The organism is Brucella sp. IR073 (assembly GCF_049065735.1).
Lineage (GTDB): Bacteria > Pseudomonadota > Alphaproteobacteria > Rhizobiales > Rhizobiaceae > Paramesorhizobium.
The window spans coordinates 151,949-174,887 of sequence record NZ_JBAKHD010000002.1 but is presented as its reverse complement, the minus strand read 5'-3'; the positions used below and the strand labels follow the sequence as shown (position 1 = coordinate 174,887).

Here is a 22,939-nt window from a genome sequence, read left to right as displayed (position 1 = left end):
GCTTGCGAATTTTCAAAGCAATTGCGCATTTTGGCTTGAAAAGCCAGGTGCGAGGTTTCACCTTCTAGTCATGGAACTGTCATGTGGTTCCGGTGCAGGCCGGAGGGCGGCCCGCGCCTGACTATGCTCGAGCGAAGAGGATATGATGGACGGCGGAAACAGAGGTTCATCGCAGATCGAAGCTTCGGCGATATCCATCGATGCGGCAAGGGCGCGGCAACAGGTCCTGCCGGTAACCTTCAACCGCCACGAACTCGATAAAATCCTGCGCATTTACGGGCGAATGGTGGCATCCGGCGAGTGGCGCGACTACGCCATCGATCACCTGAGCGACCGCGCCGTTTTCTCCATCTTTCGCCGCGCCAGCGAAATCCCCCTGTTCCGCATCGAAAAGAACCCGAAGCTGGCGCAGCGCCAGGGAGCCTATTCGGTCATCGCCGCCAGCGGTCTCATCCTCAAGCGCGGCCACGAACTGGAGCGGGTCTTGCGCGTGTTCGACAAGAGCTTGCGGCTGGTTGAGGTATAGCGCCTCCTTCCCCGCAAGGGGAAGGAGGGCGATCCCTGGAAACAAAAAGGGCAGCGTTTCCGCTGCCCTTTCTTCAATCCTTGGTCCAGAAAAATCAGTTCCGGTTGTTGCCCATGAACTGCAGCAGGAACATGAACATGTTGATGAAGTCGAGATAGAGCCTGAGCGCGCCCATCACGATCTTGCGGCCCATCGTGTCGGACGAGTCGCCCTCGAAATACATCTCCTTGATCGACTGCGTGTCATACGCCGTCAGCCCTGCGAAGATGAGAACACCGAGCACCGAAACGGCGAACTGCAGCGCAGTCGAGCCGAGGAAGATGTTCACGATGGACGCGAGGATGAGGCCGAACACGCCCATCATCAGGAACGAGCCCATCGCGGAAAGATCACGCTTGGTCGTATAGCCGTAGAGCGACAGCGCGCCGAAGGACGCGGCGGTCACGAAGAAGGTTCGCACGATGCTCTGGCCGGTGAAGACCAGGAAGATCGACGAAAGCGACAGGCCGACCAGGGCGGCATAGACCCAGAAGGTCACCCGCGCCGCGCCGACGCTAAAATTCTCGATGCGGAAGCTCAGGAAGAACACGGCGATCAGCGGAGCCAGCATGATCACCCAGCGCAGCGGGCTGGCGTAAAGAAGCTGGGCAAAGGCCGGGTTCGATTGGGCAAGTACCGATGTGCCGAGAGCCGCGATGCCGGTGACGGCAAGGCCCAGGGCCATCATATTGTAGACGCCCAGCATATAGCTGCGAAGGCCCTGATCGACGCCAGTGTCTACACGGACGCCGGCCGGGCTTCTCGCTTGCATGTTTCGATAGTCAACCATGGTTTTCCTCTTGCGTTGTCCCGTCCGGTATCGGGGGCACTCCCCGGGCGCCGCTGGCGGGACCCCAGCATACCTGCCCAAGATTATGGGGATTCAAAGGTGCCTTCACAAGTGTCGCGAGCATGATTCCGAAAAGTTGCAGGCTTTTCGAATAGGATCATGCGGCTGAAAAAGCTGTTTTGGGGCCAGCGACAACCATTCTGGCCCCAATTTATTGCGTTTTTATGGATTCCGCAGCACCGAAGCGGCTTTTTGGCCTAATATGCGCCATGTGCCGAGCAGGCCGAAGCCGACCGTCAGCACCAGCGCGATCGCCACCGTCATCAGCGCCACATCGGGCAGGAATTGCGCCTGCAATTGCATGACGCGCGCCACCACATACCAGCCGGCGACGCCGCCCGCGATGAGCGCGAAGACAGCCGTCGCCAGTCCCAGCATCAGATATTCCAGCGAAAATGCCTTGATCAGCGTCCGCCGCGTGGCGCCCAGCGTCTTCAGCACCACCGCGTCATGGGTGCGCGCCCGGTTGCCCGCCGCAAGCGCCCCGCCCAGCACCAGCACCGAGGCGCCGAGCGCGACGGCCGCCGCCGCGCGGATGGCGGTCGCAAGCTGACCCACCAGATCGTTGGCGACATCGATGGCGTCCTTGACTCGCACGGAGGTCACGGCGGGGAAGGCCCGCGTCACCGTGCGCAGAACATTGGCTTCCTGTTCCGGCGAAGCGCTGGGCTCCGTCAGCGTCGCCAGCCATGCATGGGGTGCACCGGCAAAGCTGTTGGGCGAAAACACCATGACGAAATTGATCGCCAGCGATTCCCACTGCACCTGCCGGAAATTGGCGATCTTGGCCGTGATGTTACGCCCGAGCACGTTGACCGTCACCGTGTCGCCGAGTTTCAGGCCGAGTTCCTTCCCTTCTTGGGCTGAAAAGGAGACGAGCGGCTCGCCCGTATAATCTTTAGGCCACCACTGCCCTTCGCTCAGCGTCGAGTTTTCGGGAATGTTTTGCGCATAGGTGATGCCCCGGTCGCCGCGTAGCACCCATGCGCCCTCGGGCGGGATGGTGAGCTTGGACACATCGATTCCGTTGAGCGCCACGATGCGCCCGCGCAGCATCGGCGCGCTGACGACCTTACCGCCGGGCGCGGCCTCTTGCAGCAGCTTCCTGAAATTGTCGATCTCCGCGCTCTGGATATCAACGAAGAAGAAGTTGGGCGCGTGCTCCGGGATGCTTTCGGATATCTGGCGGCGCAGATTGCCGTCGATGAGCGTCAGCGCTACCAGCAGCGTCAGCCCGAGGCCGAGCGACAGGATCACCGAGGGCGTCAGCGCGCCGGGGCGGTGAATATTGCCGATGGCGAGCCTGAGCGCTGTGGAGCGCACCCGCGGCGCGCGGCGCGCCAGCCACTGTACGCTTGTCGCGACCGCCCGCAGTACCAGGAAAGCGAGGGCCGTGGAGACGATGAAGATCGTCGCGATCCTCCGGTCATAGGCGAAGTGGATGGCAAGCGCCGCCAGCAGTAGGATCAATCCCGCCGCAGCAAAGAGATAGACCGCGCGCGGCCAGCCGCGCTGGTCGAAGCCCTGCTCGCGGAAAAGCGCGGTCGCGGGAATATCGCGGGCGCGTCCGAGCGGCAGAATGGCGAAGGCGAGCGTCGTCACCACGCCGAAGACCGCCGCCATCGCCAGAGCGCCCGGATAGACCCCCGCCGCGCTCGCCACCGGCAGGACGGAGGAAAGCGCCGCCGCTGCAGCATAGGGCGCGGCGATGGCGAGCAACAGGCCGATGGCGATGCCGATGAGCGCGATGATGAGGATTTGGATGAGGTAAACGATGAGCACGAAATTGGCGGGCGCGCCCAAGGATTTGAACGTGGCGATGACGCCGCGCTTGCCGTCGAGATAGGCGCGCACGGCATTGGCGACGCCCACGCCGCCGACGATCAGCGCCGTCAGTCCCACCAGCGTCAGGAACTGCGAGAAGCGCTCAATATTGGCTGATAGGGCAGGGGAGGCATTGCTGCGTGTGCGGATGCTCCACCCCGCTTCCGGAAACTTCTGCTGCGCCTGGGCTTCGATGGCCCTGATGTCCGCATCGGTCGCGCCGGCGGCCAGGGCGATCTTGTAGACATGCTCGACAAGGCTGCCCGGCTGGATGAGCCCGGACGCGCGCAGCCCATCGAGCGAAACCATGAAGCGCGGCGCAAAGCCGAAGCCGTCCGAAAGCATGTCCGGCTCGTCCGTGATGATGGCGCGCAGTTCGAACGTCGCCTGCCCAAGCTCCACCCGGTCGCCGAGCTTGAGCCCCAGCCGGTCGAGCAGAAGCTGCGTCGTCGCTGCGCCATAGGCGCCGTTCTTCTCGCCGAAAAGAGCGTCATGCGGCAGTGCCGGCTCGGTCTTGAACGTGCCGTATAGCGGATAGGCCTCGTCCACCGCCTTCACCTCGACCAGCGACTGGTCCGAGCCATCGGGAAGCCGCGCCATTGAACGCATGGATGCGCTGTCGGCGAGCCGCCCGTGCGAGGTGAGAAAGGCGCGCTCATCAGGCGACACCTCGCGCTGGTTCAGTTCGAACCGCATGTCGCCGCCGAGGATCGATTGCCCCTGCGTGGCGATGGCCCCGCCGATCGACTGCGCCACGGAATTGACGCCGCCGATGGCCGCGACACCGAGCGCGATACAGGCGAGGAAGATGTAAAAACCCGAGAGACCACCGCGCATTTCACGCAAGGCGAAGCGCAGCGCGAGACGGAAAGAAGGACCTGTGCTCATCGGCCGGCCGCCACGATACGCTGTGGAGCGGCGCCGGCACTGTCAGGTTCGATCTGCCCGGAGCGGATGTGGATTTCGCGGTCGCAGCGCGCGGCTAGCGCAGGATCGTGCGTGACGAGCACCAGCGTCAACCCTTGCTCGCGCTGCGCCTGGAAGAGAAGGTCGGCGATTTTCGCGCCGGTGGCCGCGTCGAGATTGCCGGTCGGCTCGTCGGCGATCAGGATCTTCGGCGAAGGCGCGAGCGCCCGCGCAATCGCCACGCGCTGCTGTTCGCCGCCCGAGAGTTCGCCCGGATAATGCGACATACGATGCTCAAGCCCGACGGCCTTCAGTTCGCGCGCCGCGATGTCGAAGGCATCCGTCTGGCCCGCCAGTTCCAGCGGTACAGCGGCGTTTTCAAGCGCGGTCATGTTGGGGATGAGGTGGAAGGACTGGAAGACAATGCCGACATTGCGCCCGCGGAAGGCCGCCGCCTCATCTTCGCTCATATTGTCGAGCCGCGCGCCTGATATCGACACCGTGCCGCTGTCGATCCGTTCCAGGCCCGCCAGCACCATCAGCAGCGTCGATTTGCCCGAGCCGGACGGGCCGACAATGCCCACCGATTCCCCCGCCTCGATTGTCAGCGACACGCCTTTGAGGACATGGACCGTCGAAGCGCCGCTCCCCAGGGTCAGATGCACATTGTCGAGAGCGATCACGGGTTCTGTCACGGGCAAGTCTTTCCTATATGTTCGGGACTGTCATGCGGGACATCGCATGAGGAAGGAATTTTGATATGGGTTGCCGCCGATGAGATTCAAACCAGTACATGCATTTATTGCCGGCATAATGGCCGCATCGTTCGTCCTTTTCAGCCTTATCCTCGTGCCGATGGCCGAGGCTCAGACGAGCGCTTCTGAAGATGGCAAGCCGATCCGCATCGTCGGCTTCGGCGACAGTCTCATGGCCGGCTATCAATTGCCGCCGCAGGACGCTTTCCCCGCCCGGCTGGAGGAGGCGCTGAAGAAGGCGGGCTACAACGTGACAATCGACAATGCCGGCGTATCGGGCGATACCACGGCGGGCGGCCTTGCCCGGCTCGACTGGTCCATCCCCGATGGCACGGACATCGTGATTCTGGAACTTGGCGCCAACGATGCGCTGCGCGGGATCGCGCCAGATATCGCCGAGAAGAATCTCGAGACCATGATCACGCGCCTGAAAGACCGCGGCATGACCGTGGTTCTCGCCGGAATGCTCGCCCCGCCCAATATGGGCAAGGCCTATGACGAGCGCTTCAACGCCCTCTACCCGGCCCTGGCGGAAAAATACGGCCTGCCGCTTTATCCCTTCTTCCTCGATGGCGTCGCGGCGCAAAAGACCATGGTGCTGGATGATGGAATGCATCCCAATGCCCAAGGTGTGGCGCGCATGGTCGAGGGCTTCCTGCCTGTCATGGAGAAGGTGCTGAAAGAGTTCAAATCGAAGGAAAACTGAGCATCGCTTGTTCACCCTGCCGGGACACGCTGGAATAAACGGCTTGCTCTTGCCTCCATTCGGTGTTTCGGTAGAGGGGTAGAACGATTCGAGGAGGATGCCATGCCGCGTCTTTTCACTGCCCTCGAAATTCCGCGTGACGCCGCGCTTTCGCTCTCGCTGTTACGAGGCGGCCTTATCGGCGCACGCTGGATCGATGTCGAGAACTACCACATCACCTTGCGCTTCTTCGGTGACATCGAAGGCCATGTGGCCGACGAGGTCGCCAACGCGCTCGACCGTGTCAGCCGTCCGGAATTCATGTTGAGCCTTTCCGGCGTCGGCGCGTTCGGCTCGAAAAAGCCGCACAGTGTCTATGCGGGCGTTGCGCCGTCGCCCGATCTCTTTGCCCTGCAGGCGGAAATCGAGCGCATCTGCCAGCGGCTCGGGCTTCCCGCCGATCCGCGCAAGTTCACGCCGCATGTCACGCTCGCCCGGCTGAAAAATGTCCGCGACGAGGATGTGGCGCGCTATCTCTCCTCCCGCGGCAATTTCGCCACCGTGCCCTTCCGGGTCGGGCGTTTCGTACTGATGTCCTCACGCGATTCGGTCGGCGGCGGTCCTTATGTGGTCGAGGAGGCATGGCCGCTGCAATCGCGCCGCCAGTCCTCCCCGCGCTATCTGGACGCGCAATGGACGTTTTGACCACATACCGGCTCCTCTTGCGGGCGGGAGCCGGGCTTCCCATGTTTGATCGGCTTCCATCCGGAGATGAGAATGATGGACAAGGTCAAGATCGGTGAGATTCTGGAGCCCGGCAGCGAGGAAAACCAGCGCGAGCGGGAAAACCGCGTGCGCAAGGCTTTCTGGAAGACGGTGCGCAAGGCGGCCCGCTACATCCCCTTCATGGAGGAGGTGGTGGCCGCCTATTACTGCGCGCTCGATCCGCATACGCCGCGCCGCGTGCGCCTGACGCTGATGGCGGCGCTCGCCTATTTCGTGCTGCCCCTCGATTTCGTTCCCGATTTTCTCCTGCCTTTCGGCTTTACGGACGATGTGGCGGTGCTGATGACGGCCTTGAACGCCGTGCGTTCCCATATCACGCCGGCCCACCGAGAGGCGGCCCGCGCGGCGCTTTCGAAGCTGGATTAACCAAATATTAAGGATAGACATCCGGCATTTTACGGAAACACATTCTCGCCGCTTTCTTTTGGAGAACCTTACCGGAGCAAAATCGCTTCAGGGGCTTCTAGAGCTTTTTCGTGTGAGAAAAGCGTGCGCGTCCGCAAAACTTCACCGTTTCGTAACCCAGATTAAGTCAAATTAATCGGGAATTTGAACGGGGAGGCGCGGATAGCGGCAGCCGTCCCGGATTCGGGTATGAAGCAAACGAAAGAGAACCGGTAGGAACATGCTTGGAAAATCGATCGTCGCGGCTTCTGTGTTCATGATGGGGATGGCGGGCACGGCACTCGCGCAGACCCCGAGCCAGATCAGCCAGTTCAACGCTTGGGGCGCCTACAGCTACCAGTCGGGCAATGGCAAGGTCTGCTATGTCCTGTCGGTGCCGACCCAGAAGGCGCCAGCCAGCGTCGATCACGGCGATAATTTTTTCCTCGTCAGCCAGAAGCCCGGCCAGAATGTCTCCTTCGAGCCGCAATTCATGGCGGGTTACGAGCTGAAGCCCGATTCCAAGGTCACGGTGAGCGTGGGCAACCGCAGCTTCACCATGTTCGTCAACGGTAAGTCCGGCTGGATGGAGAACGCAGCCGAGGAGCCGCAACTGATCGCCGCCATGCGCGGCGGCTCGGACATGACCGTCAAGGCCGTCTCCAAGCGCGGCACCAATACCAGCTATACTTATTCGCTGAAGGGCATTTCCGCAGCGCTGGCGGCTATTCAGAAATGTAAGTGAGCGCTGGCACGGCAGTAGGCACGAAAGGCTGGAGGTGACTCCGGCCTTTTTGCTTTGCAGGCCTTGGCACCCCTCCTTCCCCGCGAGGGGGAAGGAGGGGTGCCAGGATGACTACGCCCCAATTCCATGCTAAGAGCCGCGCAAGATGCGCCCGCGACTGGCGCTGCCATGGGCGAGCGCCCATATAACCGAAATTCTCGAATGTTGAAAGCCGATGTCCATTTCGTTTGACCTGACCGTTCCTTCCGCACGGGACGCGCTTGCCGCCACCGCCCGCGCCACCTTGGCACCCAAGCCCTCACTGGTGGGGCTGACGCGCGAGGAGATGGGCGAGGCGCTGGCCGGCATCGGTGTGCCGGAGCGCCAGGTGAAAATGCGCGTCGCGCAATTGTGGCACTGGCTTTATGTGCGCGGCGTGTCTGACTTCGCCGACATGCTCAACATCTCCAAGGATATGCGCGCGCTTCTCGCGCAGCATTTCTCCATCGCGCGTCCGGAAATCGTCGACGAGCAGATTTCCAATGACGGCACCCGCAAATGGCTGTTCCGGTTTCCGCCGCGCGGTGCTGGGCGACCCGTCGAAATCGAGACCGTCTACATCCCCGAGGAAGGGCGCGGCACGCTGTGCATTTCCAGCCAGGTCGGCTGCACGCTCACCTGCTCCTTCTGCCATACCGGCACGCAGAAGCTGGTGCGCAATCTGACCGCCGAGGAAATCCTCGCCCAGCTTCTTGCCGCCCGCGACCGCCTTGGCGACTTTCCCGACAAGGACACACCCGATGGCGCCATCGTACCCGCCGAGGGACGCAAGGTGACGAATATCGTCATGATGGGCATGGGCGAGCCGCTCTATAATTTCGAGGAAGTGAAGAAGGCGCTGCTGATCGCCTCCGATGGCGACGGCCTCTCGCTCTCCAAGCGCCGCATCACGCTTTCTACCTCCGGCGTCGTGCCCGAGATCTACCGCACCGGCGAGGAGATCGGCGTCATGCTCGCCATCTCGCTCCATGCGGTGCGCAACGACCTGCGCGACATGCTGGTGCCGATCAACAAGAAATACCCGCTGGAAGAGCTGATCGCCGCTTGCCGCGCTTATCCCGGCCTGTCGAACGCCCGCCGCATTACCTTCGAATATGTGATGCTGAAGGACGTCAATGACAGTCTCGAAGACGCCAAGGAACTGGTGCGGCTCTTGAAGGGCATCCCGGCCAAGATCAACCTGATCCCGTTCAATCCATGGCCGGGCACGAATTATCAGTGCTCCGACTGGGAGCAGATCGAGCGCTTCGCCGACTATGTCAACAATGCCGGCTATGCCTCTCCGATCCGTACCCCGCGCGGCCGCGACATCCTCGCCGCCTGTGGCCAGCTGAAATCGGAATCCGAGCGCATGCGCAAGGCGGACCGCCTGGCGCTGGAGGCCATGATGATCGTAGGACACGGCGAGGAATGAGCAGGCCCATATGAGCGCCTTCTTTTATCTGCTCTGGCGCTTTATTCTGGCCTCGGTCGCCTGGCTGGTGGCGGTCATCGTCGCAGCCTTCGTCATTACCGTCTTGCTCTTCGCCGCCGTCAAGGGCCCGCCAGATCAGAACACGGTAGAGAATCTCCTCAAGGTGAGCCTCGTGGCCACGCCGTTTACGATCATATATGTCGGAGCCGGAACCTTCGTCCCGTCGCTCTTCATCATCGTCTGGGCTGAATTCGCTGCCCGCCGCGACTGGCTGTTCTACAGCCTCGCTGGCCTGCTGATGGGCGTCGGCATCGTCGGTTACAACATTGTCCAGAACGCGCAGGCCGGCCCTTCGGACTATGCGCTCTTCCTGACGAGCGCCGCCGTGGCAGGGATCATTGCCGGTTTTGTCTATTGGGCGATAGCCGGACGGAGCGCGGGGCCGAGGCGCTGACTCACTTCGCCTGTGTCATCAAAATCTTCATCGCGAACGCCGAAAACACCCCGGCGAACAGCCAGTCCGTAATCCGCGTCACGGTCGGGTTCTTCCTGAGCAATCCCGCGAATTTGTCCGCAGCGAGGATCATCGGGATGACGAAGGGCAGCGACAGCGGAATGAAGGACAGGCCGAGGAAGAACAGCTTGCCCGGCGCATGCGGATCATGGGCCGAGACGAATTGCGGCAGGAAGGTCATGAAGAACAGGATGATCTTCGGGTTGAGCAGATTGATGCCGAGGCCGGTCGCCCAGTTGCGGGCGAGGCTCTGCGGGCCGTTGCCGCCTTTCTTTTCCGGCGAAAAGGCCGAGCCATTGCGGATGGCCTGGAAGGCGAGCCAGACGAGATAACCAGCGCCGACGATTTTGAGTAGGAAGAAGGCCTGCGGTGAGGCGACGATCAGCGCGGAAAGGCCGAGCGCCACCATGGATGTATGGATCGCAATGCCCGTGCAGGCTCCGGCAAGGCAGGCGAGCCCCGCCGCACGTCCTTGCGCAAGCGCCCGCCCGACAAACAGCGTCATATCCGGTCCCGGCGTAATCGTTAGGATGAAAGTGGCGATGGCGAACTGGACGAGGACGGCCCAATCGGGAATGAAGGACATGATGCAAGCTCCGGAAAGTGCCGACTCTAACGCGGTTTTGACTTCGCCGCCATAGTTTGTTTCCGGCCTGTCCGCATGTTGCTTGCGCGCTTTCGCCTAGCTGATAAAAGACCCGTCGAACCCTCATAAATCCCCTACCGGACAAAAAACATGAGCAAGTGGAAAGACGTCAAAAAGGTCGTGCTCGCCTATTCGGGCGGCCTCGACACCTCGATCATCCTGAAATGGCTGCAGACGGAGCTGGGCGCGGAGGTCGTCACCTTCACCGCCGATCTCGGCCAGGGCGAGGAGCTTGAGCCGGCCCGCAAGAAGGCGGAGATGCTGGGCATCAAGGAAATCTTTATTCAAGATGTGCGCGAGGAATTCGTGCGCGATTTCGTCTTCCCGATGTTCCGCGCCAATGCCGTCTATGAGGGCGTCTATCTGCTGGGCACCTCCATCGCCCGCCCGCTCATCTCCAAGCATCTCATCGAGATCGCCAAAAAGACTGGCGCGGATGCGATTGCCCATGGCGCGACCGGCAAGGGCAATGATCAGGTGCGCTTCGAGCTTTCCGCCTATGCGCTGAACCCGGATATCAAGATCATCGCGCCATGGCGCGACTGGTCGTTCAAGAGCCGCACCGACCTGCTCGAATTCGCCGAAAAGCACCAGATCCCCGTCGCCAAGGACAAGAAGGGCGAAGCGCCGTTCTCCGTCGACGCGAATCTCCTGCACTCCTCCTCCGAGGGCAAGGTGCTGGAGAACCCGGCGGAAGCCGCGCCGGAATATGTACATATGCGCACCATTTCCCCGGAGGATGCGCCGGATAAGGCAACCATCATCAAGATCGGCTTCGAGAAGGGCGACGCGGTTTCAATCAATGGCGAGCGGCTTTCGCCAGCGACGCTTCTGGCGAAGCTGAACGATTATGGCCGCGACAATGGCATCGGCCGTCTCGATCTGGTCGAGAACCGCTTCGTCGGCATGAAGTCGCGCGGCGTCTACGAGACCCCCGGCGGCACGATCCTGCTCGCCGCCCACCGCGCCATCGAATCGATCACGCTCGACCGCGGCGCGGCGCATTTGAAGGACGAGCTGATGCCGCGCTATGCCGAGCTCATCTATTACGGCTTCTGGTTCTCGCCGGAGCGCGAGATGCTGCAGGCTGCCATCGACTTGAGCCAGAAAAATGTAGAGGGCGAAGTGACGCTGAAGCTCTACAAGGGCAATGTCATGGTCATCGGCCGCGAATCGCCGAAGTCGCTCTATTCCGACAAGCTCGTCACTTTCGAGGACGACCAGGGCGCGTATGACCAGAAGGACGCGGCGGGTTTCATCAAGCTGAACGCATTGCGGTTGCGCACGCTGGCGGCGCGGGATCGTAAGGGGTGATTGGCTGAATAGTGCCAAGCGCCCTCACCCTTGAAGGGGAGGGCGCTTGGCGATTCCATCAAAACAAGTAAGGCTTAGCGATTCAGCCAAACGCATCGCTCAATGCGCATCAAGCCGCCCGCCTGATCCCCGCCAGCATCTTCTCCTCGCCAGGCCGCAAGGTCAGCACACGCACCCCATCCGACGTCACCGCCACCGTATGCTCGAACTGCGCGGAGAGCTTGCCGTCGCGGGTAACGACCGTCCAGCCATCTTCCTCGGTCTTCACCCGGGCTGAACCCTGATTGAGCATCGGCTCGATGGTGAAAACCATGCCTTCGCGTAACCGAACCCCGGTGCCCGGCTTGCCGAAATGCAGCACCTGCGGTTCCTCATGCATCTGCCGACCGATGCCGTGACCGCAATATTCGCGGACAACGCTGTAGCTATTCCGCTTGGCGTGGCGCTCGATGGCGTGGCCGATGTCGCCGAGAAAGGCTCCGGGGCGCACGGCGGCAATGCCCTTCCACAGGGCTTCATAGGTCACCCGCACCAGGCGCGAGGCGAAGGGCGCGACGTCGCCGACCATATACGTCTTGCTGGAATCGGCGATGAAGCCGTCCTTTTCCAGCGTGATGTCGAAATTAATGATGTCGCCTTCGGCGATGATGTCGTCATCGGAAGGCATGCCGTGGCAGACGACCTTGTTCTTCGATGAGTTGAGCACATAGGGATAGTCATACTGCCCCTTGCTCGCCGGTCGCGCCTGCAGGGTCCGCGTGATATAGTCCTCGACGAGATCGTTCACCTGCATCGTCGTCATGCCGGCAAGCTTCGTCCTGTCGAGAAGCGTGAACACGGAAGCCAGCAGCGAGCCTGCCGCCGCCATTTTTTGCAGATCGGCTGCTGATTTGATCATGACGGCTGAAGCGGCATGGGCGGGAGATGCACATCGGCAGCGCGCAATTGCATCTGCACGATCTCATTGAAGGAAAGGTCCGGATTGGCCTGCGCCAGCATGCCGATCTTCATCCAATATTCGGCCTGCGCATTGATGGAGCGGCACATGACGTCGCTCGCCTTGCGGAGTTCCTCATGCAATTCGTCGCTGATTTTTACGATGCCCATGGGCGTCTCCTGGAAAGCTATACGAAGCATATATGATTCGTATATGACTTCAAGGAGACGTCCGGTCAGGTGATGGCTATCGAATGGAACACCGCGCCATAGTGCAGCATTGCGCCGGCAAGGACGAAACCGTGCCAGATCGCGTTCTGGAAGCGCAGGCGGCGCCAGACATGGAAGATCACGCCCAGCGAGTAGACGATGCCACCCGCTGCGATGAGCCAGACGACGGCGGGGGAAAGCGAGGCGGTCATCGTGTCGTAGATGAGCACGCCGCTCCACCCGAGCGCCAGATAGAGGACGATGGAAAGCCGGTCGAAGCGGCCCGGCAGGAGGAGCTTCAGCCCCATGCCGATGAGCGCAATCGCCCAGATAGCCGCCAGCAGCACCCAGGACTGCCCGCCCATTTTCATGACGAAGGGGGTATAGGTCCCCGCAATCAGTAAATAGATCATGGCATGGTCGAAGCGGCGCAGGAACCATTTCGTCGGCGTCACAGGCCAAATATTATACACCGCCGACATGCCGAGCGTCGCGACGAGGCTGACGGCATAGATGATCGCCGCGATGAAGAAATGCGGCGGGTCGACGCGCAGGGAAAAGGCGGTCATGGCGATGGCGCCGATGACGGCCAGCGTCACGCCCACTACATGGATAACGCCATCAGCCCATAATTCGGCGATGTCGTAATCCCAGCGGATCGTCTCGGGTAATTTCAAACGGTCGCCCATCGCCATCCTCTCGCCCCGACCATGAATCTCCAGACGGGATGGATCGGGCAGCTTAGCTCAACAGGATGCAGCCATCCTGTTGCAAAAGGATGAAGGGCGATTTTGTCAATTGGATGAGAGATTCGTGGCCGAAGCCGTGATCATCTGGGGATAGAGCGGGCGTTCCGGAACAAGCGGCAGCGCGAACGCAGCTGGCAGCACCGGATCGGCGGTGAAAGCCTGCGCTTTCAGCCCGGTTTCCTCCAGCAGCCCCTTGCGCTTGGCATCGTAATAATATCCGCGAGAATAAAAGCGGATGGCCTGGCTTTCATTGCCATCAGCCACACGGTAAGCGCCCGAGAGATATTTCACAGCATATTTGAGATTGGTTTCGGCATCGAGCAGGCCGTTCGCCGGGCCGGAATAGCCCATGCTTCGCGCCGTGTTGTGGCTGATCTGCATGAGGCCGAAATAAGGCCCGTTGCGCGCCGCTGGATTGAACTTGCTTTCCCGGTGCACGACGCGGCGAACCAGCGTCTCCGGCACCTGATAGGCTGTCGCATATTCCGAAATCAGCGCATCGACGCCCCGCTTCTGCGGAGCCGCCGCTTGTTGCTCGGCGGGTTTTTCGGGCGCGAGGGCGACGGGGCTTGCTGCCGGCGCAAGCGCGGGGTTGGGCGCTTCCTGCTTAGCCGTGGTGCAGGCGGCGAGGGCGAGCGAACAGAGGGCAAGAGCCGGAAAAGAAGAAAATTGCATCCGCATCAGACGTCGAAATCTTTGCCAAGCTGCTTTTCGAGTTCCACCAGATCGTCAGGCAAGGGCATTCCGCTTGCCTTCAGCGCGTTCAGCTTCTCGCGAATGGCCTCGCGAATTTCCGCCGCGCCCTCGGGCTGGTTGACCATTTCCTGGAAAAGCAGCGCGATTTCCGCCTTGATGTCTTCAAATGCCATGGGCGTTCCTCTTGGGATTCCCTCGTTTCTAACACGTTTGCCCGTTGTGGTGGAAGCTTAAAGAAGCCGCGGTAAGAGGAGATTGATCTCGTCCAGATCGCTGGCGGTGAAGGTGAACGGATCGATATCGATATGCCCCGTCGCGTCGAGCAGATAGATAGTCATCCAGATGAGCGCCGTGAGCAGGATCACGGCCAGCGCCACGAGGATGGCGAGGCGCCTTCCCAGCGTGGAAGGCGGCAGAAGCTCGGGCGGCGGGGTCTCCATGCGCCTGCGGGCTCAGTCGTCGTTGCTGGAGTTCAGCGCTTCAGGCGGCAGGCCCTCGTCTTTGCGGGCCGGCAGATAGCCTTCCTTCACCATCCAGTCCCGCAGGATCATGGCGATCGCCTCGGTCTTGTTGACGCTGCCCTGCTTGCTGGCGATGAAACGGTCGAGAGCGTCCTGTAAATCTTGAGGGAGATGAGTAGTCATGCACAACCTTCCTTCAGAATCGCTCTCTCATTGCAACGAAATCGTGGCAAGAATTGTCCCGGCCGCCTAAATGCGGCCGGGAACTTGCCGGATTAGGCCGCTTTCGCGGTCTTGAGGCTGGCAAGGATGTTCTGTGGCGAGGAAACGCCGTAGGGGTCGGTCTCGCAATTGTCGGAGAAGCCTTCTTCCTCGAACCACTTCTCGATGACGCCATTGTTGACCACGGCGGCATAGCGCCAGGAGCGCATGCCGAAGCCGAGATTGTCCTTGCAGACAAGCATGCCCATCTTGCGGGTGAACTCGCCCGATCCATCCGGAATGAGCTTGACGTTCTCAAGGTTCTGCGACTTGCCCCAGGCATTCATGACGAAAGCGTCATTGACGGAGATGCAATAGATCTCGTCGATGCCTTCCGCCTGGAACTCCTCATAGAGCTTCTCGAAATCGGGCAGCTGGTAGGTGGAGCAGGTGGGCGTGAAGGCGCCGGGCAGCGAGAACAGAACGACCCGCTTATTGGCGAAATAGTCGGCCGTCGTCTTGTCTTCCCAGCGATAGGGATTCGGTCCTTCGATGCTCTCGTCACGCACACGGGTGCGGAACACGACGTTGGGTACTTTTTTCACAATCATGGCGATTCCTTGCATAAACAACGGAAGGCCGATGCGCCGTGGGAGGGCGGGCATGCGGTCCTGGTTATTGCTTTGGCGCGCCGGGAGAAGCGCGCCGGTTCGGCCCGCTGTATTAATCATGCAGCAAGTGCGAAGGAAAGGCTCTAAACGCCGCAGCCGTTCCATCAACTCTCTGTGCGGATTACATAATCCGCCGGGCGCGACGCTGTGACGGTGAGCTGCGCATTGGGAATGTCGTTGGAGAGGGCCCGCGCCCGCGCCTCTTCAAGCGTGTGATCATGATCGAGCCAGCGCTGGACGAGCCGCCGTTCCAATTCGTCGAAGGGCACGTCGAGGAAGACGGTCATATCGAAGACGCCATGAAGGCGATTCCATGGTGCCTCGTCGAGCAGCAGATAATTGCCCTCGACGATGAGAATGCGATGCCGCGCCTCGACAATGGCCCCGCCCGCGCGGGCGAGATCGAGCGTCCGGTCGAAAACGGGGATGACGACATCCTCCTCCGCCGTTTTGAGCCGCCTGAGCAGCATCTCGAAACCGGCGCAGTCGAAGGTGGGCGGCGAGCCCTTGCGGCTGCGTAAGGCTCGCTGGTCGAGAATGGCATTGTCGAGGTGGAAGCCGTCCATCGGCACGATGGCGGATGGTCCGTCGCCTCCCTTGTTGAGCGCATCGCGCAATTGTTCGGCCAGCGTTGATTTGCCCGCGCCGGGCGGCCCGGCGATGCCAAGGAGAAACCGCCCGCCGCCTTTCGCCTTCGACAGGATGGCCGAAGGCAGTTGTTCCCGGTCGATGCGCTCCATCAGGCGGCCAGACCTTCCGAGGGCTTCATCGCGCCCGTCATCAGCGCCACCGCGTCCGACATGGAGTAGTCGGATGGCTTGATCACGCAGAGCCTCTTCCCGAGGCGATGAATATGGATACGGTCCGCCACTTCGAAGACATGCGGCATGTTGTGCGAAATGAGCACGATGGGCAGCCCGCGCGCCTTCACATCCTGAATGAGGTCGAGCACACGCCGCGATTCCTTCACGCCCAGCGCTGCGGTCGGCTCATCCATGATAACGACCTTGGAGCCAAAGGCGGCGGCGCGCGCCACCGCCACGCCCTGCCGCTGTCCGCCGGAAAGCGTTTCCACGGATTGGCTGATGTTCTGGATCGTCATCAGCCCCAGTTCGGAGAGCTTCTCGCGCGCCGTCCGCTCCATGGCAGGGCGGTCGAGCATGCGGAAGACGCGGCCCAGCACGCCGGGCTTACGGATTTCGCGGCCCAGAAACATGTTGTCGGCGATGGAGAGGGCGGGAGACAGCGCCAGATTCTGATAGACCGTCTCGATGCCCGCTGCCCGCGCATCCATGGGCGAGCGGAAATGGACCGGCTTGCCGTCGAGACGGATTTCGCCCTCGTCGGGGGAAATCGCACCTGACAGCGCCTTGATAAGGCTGGATTTGCCCGCGCCATTGTCGCCGATCACAGCAAGGATTTCGCCGGGATAGAGATCGAAATCGGCATGGTCGAGCGCCGTCACCCTGCCATAGCGTTTCACCAGGCCGCGTGCGGAAAGGATGGGTTGGCCGGAAGCGTTTACGGAAGCGTTCATGCCGCAGCCTTTCTGATCCATTGGTCGATTGCGACGGCGGCGATGATGAGCAGGCCGATCATCAGATAGGTCCATTGCGGATCGGTGCCCCATAGCCTGAGACCCAGCGCAAACACGCCGACGATGAGAGCACCGCACATCGTGCCGAGGATCGAGCCGCGCCCGCCGAAGAGCGAGATGCCGCCGATGACGACAGCCGTGATCGATTCGATATTGGCGAATTGTCCCGCCGTTGGCGAGACCGAGCCGAGCCGCCCGATCATCGCCCAGCCCGCCAGCGCGCAGATGAGGCCGGAGAGCACATAGACCGAAACGAGAATGGGCTTCACCCGCACGCCGGAGAGCTCGGCTGCATCGGGATCGTCGCCGATGGCATAGACATGCCGCCCCCATGCGGTGTGGTTCAGCACGTACCAGAGCAGGAGAACGAGCGCGACGAAGGTAATGACGCCATAGGTCAGCACCGCGCCGCCGACCCGGACATTCTCGCCGAAGAACTGCAGGATCGGTGCGTTGGAGCTGATTTCCTGCGCACGGATGGTCTCGTTGGCGGAATAAAGGAAATTGGTGGCCAGGATCACCTGCCACATGCCGAGCGTGACGATAAAGGGCGGCAGCTTGAGATAGGCGACGAGGAACCCGTTGATGAAGCCGCAAAGCCCACCCACGGCGAAGCCGCAGAGGATCGCAAGTTCCGGCGGCAGGCCGTAGCGGAAGGTGAACTGCCCCATCACCACCGAGGACAGCACCATGATTGCGCCGACCGAAAGATCGATGCCCGCCGTGAGAATCACCAGCGTCTGCGCCGCCGCGACAATGCCCGTGATCGCCACCTGCTGGAGAATGAGCGTCAGCGCAAAGGCGGAAAAGAATTTCGAGCCCACGAGCAGGCCGAAGATGATGAGCGACGCCAGAAGCACGATCAGCGGCACGGCAGCGGGGTTGCCATGCAGGAACGTCCGCGCCCGCTGCAGAAACGTCTTGCCGCTATCTTCGAACGACGCAACCTCGCTGGCGCTGCCGGAGAGCACACGCTCGAATTCCTGGGTTGGTTGGGTCATGTGCGGTTCCCTCATGATGAGGGGAGTAGGGGAGTAAGTGAGTAGGGGAGTATGTTAAAATATCCCCTACTGCCCTACTCCCCTATTCCCTTACTCCCTTTGCGAGCGAAGCGAGCCGCTCACCCCCAGCACTTCCCGAGCGCCGTCTTCGTATCGATGGACGGCACGCCTGGCACCGGCTTGTCGGTCACCAGCGCCACGCCCGTGTCCACGAAATTCTTCCCCTCGGTCGGCTTCGGCTTTTCGCCCGTATCGGCGAATTTCTTGACCGCCTCGATGCCGAGCGCGGCCATTTGCAGCGGATATTGCTGCGCCGTTGCCCCAATGACGCCTTCCTGCACGTTCTTGACGCCCGGACAGCCGCCGTCGATGGAGACGATCAGCGTATCCTTCTCGCGCCCTAGCGCCTTCAGGGCTTCGTAGGCGCCCGCCGCAGCAGGCTCATTGATGGTGTGGACGACGTTGATTTCCGGGTCCTTCTGGAGAAGATTTTCCATCGCCCGGCGTCCGCCTTCTTCATTGCCGTCAGTCAGGTCGCGCCCGACGATGCGCGGGTCGTCCTCGTCGCCAAGGCGCTTTTCATCCTTCGGGTCGATGCCGAAGCCCTTGTCGAAGCCCTGGTCGCGCAGCACGTCGACGCTGGGCTGCGATGCGGTCAGGTTGAGGAAGGCCACCTTCGCGTCCTTCGCCTTGTCGCCCAGCGTTTCGGCAGCCCATTTGCCGACCAGTTCGCCCGCCCTAAAATTGTCGGTGGCGAAGGTGGCGTCGGCGGCATCAGCCGGCTCCAGCGGCGTATCGAGCGCGATGACGAGAATGCCCGCCTGCCGCGCCTTTTCGAGAACGGGCACGATGCCCTTGGTGTCGGAGGCGGTGATGAGAATGCCCTTGACGCCATCGGCAATGCAGGTTTCCACCGCGGCGATCTGGCTCTCCACGTCGCCGTCGATCTTGCCGGCATAGGTCTTGAGATTCACGCCCAATTCTCCAGCCTTGGTGACAGCGCCTTCCTTCATCTTGACGAAGAAGGGGTTCGTGTCGGTCTTGGTGATAAGGCAGGCGCCCGGCTCGGCGGCGCTGGCGGACATGGCGGCCACGCCCAGCATCAGGCCTGCAAATGCCGGGGCAAGAATCAATTGTCTCATGAAAGTCCCTCCCGATTGTGCCGGCTCCGAAGCCGGCTGAATTGTGCTCCTCGATGCGCCGGTTCTGTCCTCCTTCCGGCACACGCGACTTGAAAGGAAACATGCACCCGCGCAGCTGTCAATAAATAAATCCGCTTGATTTATTAATTCGCCATGCAATCTTCGGCTGGGGACCATGAAGGAGAAGCGGCCGGTGCAGGGCAAGGCAAAAGGCGAAACGGGCGGAGATGGGCGAGGCACCGGTTTGCGGCCCGATCATGCCGTGGACCATGGCCCCGCCATCGGACGCGGCTCGAACCAGTCAGGCGTGCGCGCCTATAATGAGCGTCTCGTCCTGTCGCTGGTCCGCCGCCATGGCGCCTTGCCGCGCGTTGACATCGCAAGGCTGACCGGGCTTTCGGCACAGACCGTCTCCGTCATCATTCGCGGGCTGGAAGAGGACGGATTGCTGACGCGCGGCGAGCGGGTGCGCGGGCGCGTCGGCCAACCCTCGACGCCGATGCGCCTTGCCGCCGAAGGGGTGTTCTCTTTCGGCTTGAAGATCGGGCGGCGCAGCGCCGAGCTGATCCTGATGGATTTCGTCGGCACTATAAGAATGCGCCTGCATGAGACCTATCGCTGGCCGGTGCCCGACGCGATTCAAAAATTCGCGCTCGATGGGATCGGGCAATTCAGCGCCTCGCTCGATGAGAACGAGCGCCGCCGCATCGCCGGCCTCGGCATTGCCGCGCCCTTCGAGCTGTGGAACTGGGTGGAGGAGGTCGGCGCGCCGCCTGCCGATCTCGATGCCTGGCGCAATGCCGATCTGGCGCGCGACTTCGCCGCGCATCTGCCGTTTCCGGTGTTCGTGCAGAACGACGCCACCGCCGCCTGCGGTGCGGAACTCACCTTCGGGCGCGGGCCGGATTTTCCGGATTTTATCTATTTCTTCATCGGGTCCTTCATCGGCGGCGGCGTGGTGCTGAACAACGCGCTTTATCCCGGTCGATCAGGCAATGCCGGCGCGCTCGGCTCCATGCCCGTGCCCTCCTTCGACGGCAAGCCCAGGCAGTTGATCGACGCGGCGTCCATCTTCGTGCTGGAGCGCATGTTGCAGGAAAGGGGGATCGACACGGCTCCCCTCTGGCTCTCACCTGAAAACTGGGACGGTTTCGGCGTAACCGTCGATGAATGGATCGCGCTCACCGCCCGCAACCTTGCCCATGCCACGGTGGCAGCAGCTTCGATCATCGATTTTTCCGCAGCGATCATCGATGGCTGGCTCCCCGCATCGGTGCGCCGCCGCATCGTCGAGGCGACAGGCGCTGAAATCGCCCGTCTCGATCTCCAGGGTATTACTGCGCCGCAGATCGTCGAAGGCAAGGTCGGCGTCCACGCCAAGGCCATGGGCGGCGCCAGCCTGCCGCTCTTCAACCGCTATCTCTTCGACCAGAGCGTTCTGTTCAAGGAAGCGCCCTGACGAATTGTTATTTCAAAACAATAAACTTGATCTATCCTGCCAAGCGACCGGTATGGAAACCGATGCTATCCGCAATAGCTAAAGCATGTCTCCCAAAAGTGGGAACCGGTTTTGGGATAAAGACATGCGCAAAAACAAAAACTTAAAGCGTGTTCCATGAATGCGATAAAATGCAGCACGCTTTAAGTGACGTTTCCCCAACCCAGAGGGCCACATGACCGTTCTGACCATCGCCACCAAGCCTTATGACGACCAGAAGCCCGGCACCTCGGGCCTGCGCAAGAAGGTGCCCGTCTTCCAGCAGCCCAACTATGTGGAGAATTTCGTCCAGTCCATCTTCGATTCTCTCGAAGGCTTTGAGGGCAAGACGCTAGTCCTTGGCGGCGACGGACGATACTACAATCGAGAGGTCATCCAGACAGTGCTGAAGATGGCCGCTGCCAATGGCTTCGGGCGCGTCATGGTCGGGAAGGGCGGCATTCTCTCAACGCCCGCCGCCTCGAACCTCATTCGCAAATACGGCACCTTCGGCGGCATCATCCTCTCGGCGAGCCACAATCCCGGCGGCCCCGATGGCGATTTCGGCATCAAGTACAATATCGGCAATGGCGGCCCCGCGCCCGAAAAGCTGACCGAGGCGATCTTCGCCCGCTCCAAAGTCATCGACCGCTATCTGACCATCGACGCCGGCGATATCGACATCGACGAATTGGGCGAAACGAAGCTCAGCGGCATGACGGTGGAGGTGATCGATCCCGTCACTGACTACGCAGCCCTGATGGAAGAGCTTTTCGATTTCGACGCCATCCGCGCGCTCATCCGTTCCGGCTTCCGTCTCCGCTTCGACGCCATGCACGCCGTCACCGGCCCCTACGCGACGGAGATTTTCGAGCGCCGCCTCGGCGCGCCCGATGGCAGCGTCATCAATTTCGTGCCGCTGCCCGATTTCGGCGGCCATCACCCGGACCCGAACCTCGTCTATGCCAAGGAACTCTACGACCTCATGATGTCATCAGAGGCTCCGGATTTCGGCGCGGCATCCGATGGCGACGGCGACCGCAACATGATCATCGGGCGCGGCATCTTCGTCACGCCTTCGGACTCACTGGCAATGCTCGCCGCCAATGCCCATCTCGCGCCGGGTTACAAGGCCGGGATAGCAGGCATCGCCCGCTCCATGCCGACAAGCCGCGCCGCCGACCGGGTGGCGGAGAAACTCGGCATCGGCATGTATGAAACGCCGACCGGCTGGAAATTCTTCGGCAATCTGCTCGACGCCGGGCTGGTCACGATCTGCGGCGAGGAAAGCTCAGGGACAGGGTCGAACCATGTACGCGAGAAGGACGGGCTCTGGGCGGTGCTGCTCTGGCTCAACATTCTCGCAGTCCGCCGGCAGAGCGTGCGCGAGATCGTCGAGGAGCATTGGCGCACCTATGGCCGCAACTATTACTCCCGCCACGATTACGAGGAACTGGAAACCAGCGCGGCCAACAGCCTGATCGGCGATCTGCGCGGACGGCTCGCAGCACTTCCCGGCACTTCCTTTGGCAGCCTGACCATCGAACATGCCGACGATTTCGCCTATCACGATCCCGTCGATCATTCGGTAAGCGAGCACCAGGGCATTCGCATCTTCTTCTCGGGCGGCTCGCGCATCGTCTACCGCCTCTCCGGCACCGGCACCTCGGGCGCAACCCTCCGCGTCTACATTGAGCGCTATGAGCCGGACTCCGCCCGGCAGAATATCGAAACGCAGGAAGCGCTGGCCGATCTGATCGTGGCGGCAGAGGATATCGCCCAGATCCGGAAATGGACCGGTCGTAACGGGCCGAATGTGATTACCTGACGGCCTCGAGCCTACGATACCAGAACAGGGCTATCTCGGTCCTCTTCGGGTTTTCTCCGGTGTAAAGAAAACGATCGAAGCCGCCGAGGACGAAGCCGCAGGCCTCGTAAAGGCGGCAGGCGGCGACATTATTGCTCTGGGTTTCCAGCATCAGGCCGGGCAGTTTCCGGGCTCCCGCCCATGACCCGGCCTTTTCCAGGAGCGCCCGCCCGACTCCATGACGGCGGCAATTTGCGTCCACCGCGATATCCTCGATGAGCGCGAAACGGTTCCAGTTTTCGCGAATGAGGACATAGCCCGCCGGACGGCCATCGAGATAGGCGATGAAGCCCGCGCTATCAGGCGCATCCAGATAATCGGATAGCGTCTCGGGCTCCTCGTAACGTTTCGTATAAGGGGTGACGGGGATAAGCTTATGATGGAATGAGCCCGCCTCGAAGGAGAGGGCGAGCTCGGCATCGACGATGAATGCGCCGTCGACTTGCCCCACATGCTTCAGATTGTACCGGTCGAGAGGTTCTATCCTCAGCACCATGCGCGCCG

At 61.6% G+C, this 22,939-nt stretch carries 26 protein-coding genes and 1 pseudogene; 10 read left to right on the top strand and 17 right to left on the bottom strand.

Annotated elements, in window-relative coordinates; all coding sequences use genetic code 11:
* The first annotated feature begins 145 nt into the window (after nt 1-145).
* Nucleotides 146-526, top strand: coding sequence for a DUF2794 domain-containing protein (locus ACOWVG_RS04610; RefSeq protein WP_420960334.1), 381 nt, complete (start codon nt 146-148; stop codon nt 524-526).
* Between the two features lie 94 nt (nt 527-620).
* Here ACOWVG_RS04610 and ACOWVG_RS04605 read toward each other — a convergent pair whose 3' ends face one another.
* The 3 genes from ACOWVG_RS04605 to ACOWVG_RS04595 all read right to left on the bottom strand — a co-directional run bounded on the left by ACOWVG_RS04605 (nt 621) and on the right by ACOWVG_RS04595 (nt 4,840).
* Entirely contained in the window at nt 621-1,355 is a 735-nt protein-coding gene (locus ACOWVG_RS04605; protein WP_420960332.1) for a Bax inhibitor-1/YccA family protein, read from the bottom strand.
* 222 nt (nt 1,356-1,577) lie between these two features.
* Nucleotides 1,578-4,127, bottom strand: coding sequence for an ABC transporter permease (locus ACOWVG_RS04600; protein ID WP_420960330.1), 2,550 nt, complete (start codon nt 4,125-4,127; stop codon nt 1,578-1,580).
* Nucleotides 4,124-4,840, bottom strand: a complete 717-nt coding sequence (locus ACOWVG_RS04595; RefSeq protein WP_420960329.1) for an ABC transporter ATP-binding protein — start codon at nt 4,838-4,840, stop codon at nt 4,124-4,126. The genes ACOWVG_RS04600 and ACOWVG_RS04595 overlap by 4 nt, the downstream gene beginning before the upstream one ends.
* A 79-nt stretch (nt 4,841-4,919) precedes the next feature.
* On the opposite strand from ACOWVG_RS04595, the gene ACOWVG_RS04590 reads away from it, so the two are divergent.
* The 6 genes from ACOWVG_RS04590 (at nt 4,920) to ACOWVG_RS04565 (ending at nt 9,407) form a co-directional block, all read left to right on the top strand.
* Complete coding sequence (locus ACOWVG_RS04590) at nt 4,920-5,606, top strand: arylesterase (RefSeq protein ID WP_420960328.1); 687 nt, start codon at nt 4,920-4,922, stop codon at nt 5,604-5,606.
* Between the two features lie 102 nt (nt 5,607-5,708).
* Nucleotides 5,709-6,290, top strand: a complete 582-nt coding sequence (gene thpR / locus ACOWVG_RS04585) for an RNA 2',3'-cyclic phosphodiesterase (protein WP_420960327.1) — start codon at nt 5,709-5,711, stop codon at nt 6,288-6,290.
* Nucleotides 6,291-6,365: 75 nt separating this feature from the next.
* Complete coding sequence (locus ACOWVG_RS04580) at nt 6,366-6,737, top strand: YkvA family protein (protein WP_420960778.1); 372 nt, start codon at nt 6,366-6,368, stop codon at nt 6,735-6,737.
* 259 nt (nt 6,738-6,996) lie between these two features.
* Nucleotides 6,997-7,500, top strand: coding sequence for an invasion associated locus B family protein (locus tag ACOWVG_RS04575; RefSeq protein WP_420960326.1), 504 nt, complete (start codon nt 6,997-6,999; stop codon nt 7,498-7,500).
* 214 nt (nt 7,501-7,714) lie between these two features.
* Complete coding sequence (rlmN, locus tag ACOWVG_RS04570; protein WP_420960325.1) at nt 7,715-8,953, top strand: 23S rRNA (adenine(2503)-C(2))-methyltransferase RlmN; 1,239 nt, start codon at nt 7,715-7,717, stop codon at nt 8,951-8,953.
* A gap of 10 nt (nt 8,954-8,963) precedes the next feature.
* Nucleotides 8,964-9,407: a hypothetical protein gene (locus ACOWVG_RS04565; protein WP_420960324.1), complete on the top strand. Its 444-nt coding sequence runs from the start codon at nt 8,964-8,966 to the stop codon at nt 9,405-9,407.
* 1 nt (nt 9,408) lies between these two features.
* Here ACOWVG_RS04565 and ACOWVG_RS04560 read toward each other — a convergent pair whose 3' ends face one another.
* Nucleotides 9,409-10,053 carry a LysE family translocator gene (locus tag ACOWVG_RS04560; RefSeq protein WP_420960323.1) on the bottom strand — a complete coding sequence of 215 codons (645 nt, stop codon included), beginning with the start codon at nt 10,051-10,053 and terminating at the stop codon, nt 9,409-9,411.
* A gap of 150 nt (nt 10,054-10,203) precedes the next feature.
* On the opposite strand from ACOWVG_RS04560, the gene ACOWVG_RS04555 reads away from it, so the two are divergent.
* Nucleotides 10,204-11,427, top strand: a complete 1,224-nt coding sequence (locus ACOWVG_RS04555) for an argininosuccinate synthase (RefSeq protein ID WP_420960322.1) — start codon at nt 10,204-10,206, stop codon at nt 11,425-11,427.
* Nucleotides 11,428-11,536: 109 nt separating this feature from the next.
* Here ACOWVG_RS04555 and map read toward each other — a convergent pair whose 3' ends face one another.
* From map to ACOWVG_RS04495, 12 genes and pseudogenes are all read right to left on the bottom strand, one after another.
* Nucleotides 11,537-12,325, bottom strand: coding sequence for a type I methionyl aminopeptidase (map, locus tag ACOWVG_RS04550; RefSeq protein ID WP_420960321.1), 789 nt, complete (start codon nt 12,323-12,325; stop codon nt 11,537-11,539).
* On the bottom strand, nt 12,322-12,534 hold the full coding sequence (locus ACOWVG_RS04545; RefSeq protein WP_420960320.1) for a ParD-like family protein: 213 nt from the start codon (nt 12,532-12,534) through the stop codon (nt 12,322-12,324). The genes map and ACOWVG_RS04545 overlap by 4 nt, the downstream gene beginning before the upstream one ends.
* Before the next feature lie 65 nt (nt 12,535-12,599).
* On the bottom strand, nt 12,600-13,262 hold the full coding sequence (trhA, locus tag ACOWVG_RS04540; RefSeq protein WP_420960319.1) for a PAQR family membrane homeostasis protein TrhA: 663 nt from the start codon (nt 13,260-13,262) through the stop codon (nt 12,600-12,602).
* Nucleotides 13,263-13,367: 105 nt separating this feature from the next.
* Nucleotides 13,368-13,832 (bottom strand): annotated as a pseudogene (locus tag ACOWVG_RS04535) (transglycosylase SLT domain-containing protein); the annotation flags it as partial.
* 170 nt (nt 13,833-14,002) lie between these two features.
* Nucleotides 14,003-14,191 (bottom strand): hypothetical protein, encoded by a 189-nt coding sequence (locus ACOWVG_RS04530; protein ID WP_420960318.1) that lies wholly within the window; start codon nt 14,189-14,191, stop codon nt 14,003-14,005.
* A 57-nt stretch (nt 14,192-14,248) separates the two neighbouring features.
* Nucleotides 14,249-14,458, bottom strand: a complete 210-nt coding sequence (locus ACOWVG_RS04525) for a hypothetical protein (RefSeq protein ID WP_420960317.1) — start codon at nt 14,456-14,458, stop codon at nt 14,249-14,251.
* A 12-nt stretch (nt 14,459-14,470) separates the two neighbouring features.
* Nucleotides 14,471-14,662: a hypothetical protein gene (locus tag ACOWVG_RS04520; RefSeq protein WP_420960316.1), complete on the bottom strand. Its 192-nt coding sequence runs from the start codon at nt 14,660-14,662 to the stop codon at nt 14,471-14,473.
* A gap of 92 nt (nt 14,663-14,754) precedes the next feature.
* Entirely contained in the window at nt 14,755-15,291 is a 537-nt protein-coding gene (locus ACOWVG_RS04515) for a peroxiredoxin (protein ID WP_420960315.1), read from the bottom strand.
* Between the two features lie 164 nt (nt 15,292-15,455).
* Nucleotides 15,456-16,091, bottom strand: coding sequence for a nucleoside/nucleotide kinase family protein (locus tag ACOWVG_RS04510; RefSeq protein ID WP_420960314.1), 636 nt, complete (start codon nt 16,089-16,091; stop codon nt 15,456-15,458).
* The gene (locus ACOWVG_RS04505) at nt 16,091-16,909 is read right to left on the bottom strand and encodes an ATP-binding cassette domain-containing protein (protein ID WP_420960313.1); all 819 of its coding nucleotides are present in this window, start codon (nt 16,907-16,909) and stop codon (nt 16,091-16,093) included. The genes ACOWVG_RS04510 and ACOWVG_RS04505 overlap by 1 nt, the downstream gene beginning before the upstream one ends.
* Nucleotides 16,885-17,949, bottom strand: coding sequence for an ABC transporter permease (locus tag ACOWVG_RS04500; protein ID WP_420960312.1), 1,065 nt, complete (start codon nt 17,947-17,949; stop codon nt 16,885-16,887). Before ACOWVG_RS04500 ends, ACOWVG_RS04505 begins: the two co-directional genes overlap by 25 nt.
* A gap of 119 nt (nt 17,950-18,068) precedes the next feature.
* The gene (locus tag ACOWVG_RS04495; protein ID WP_420960311.1) at nt 18,069-19,091 is read right to left on the bottom strand and encodes a sugar ABC transporter substrate-binding protein; all 1,023 of its coding nucleotides are present in this window, start codon (nt 19,089-19,091) and stop codon (nt 18,069-18,071) included.
* Between the two features lie 175 nt (nt 19,092-19,266).
* Between ACOWVG_RS04495 and ACOWVG_RS04490 the strand changes: the two genes are divergently transcribed.
* Together ACOWVG_RS04490 and ACOWVG_RS04485 are read left to right on the top strand one after the other, a co-directional pair.
* A complete protein-coding gene (locus ACOWVG_RS04490; RefSeq protein ID WP_420960310.1) occupies nt 19,267-20,550 on the top strand; it encodes an ROK family transcriptional regulator in 1,284 nt (427 codons plus the stop codon).
* 214 nt (nt 20,551-20,764) lie between these two features.
* A complete protein-coding gene (locus ACOWVG_RS04485) occupies nt 20,765-22,396 on the top strand; it encodes an alpha-D-glucose phosphate-specific phosphoglucomutase (RefSeq protein WP_420960308.1) in 1,632 nt (543 codons plus the stop codon).
* On the opposite strand, the gene ACOWVG_RS04480 is transcribed toward ACOWVG_RS04485, so the two are convergent.
* On the bottom strand, nt 22,389-22,931 hold the full coding sequence (locus ACOWVG_RS04480) for a GNAT family N-acetyltransferase (protein ID WP_420960307.1): 543 nt from the start codon (nt 22,929-22,931) through the stop codon (nt 22,389-22,391). The genes ACOWVG_RS04485 and ACOWVG_RS04480 overlap by 8 nt on opposite strands.
* Nucleotides 22,932-22,939 lie beyond the last annotated feature (8 nt).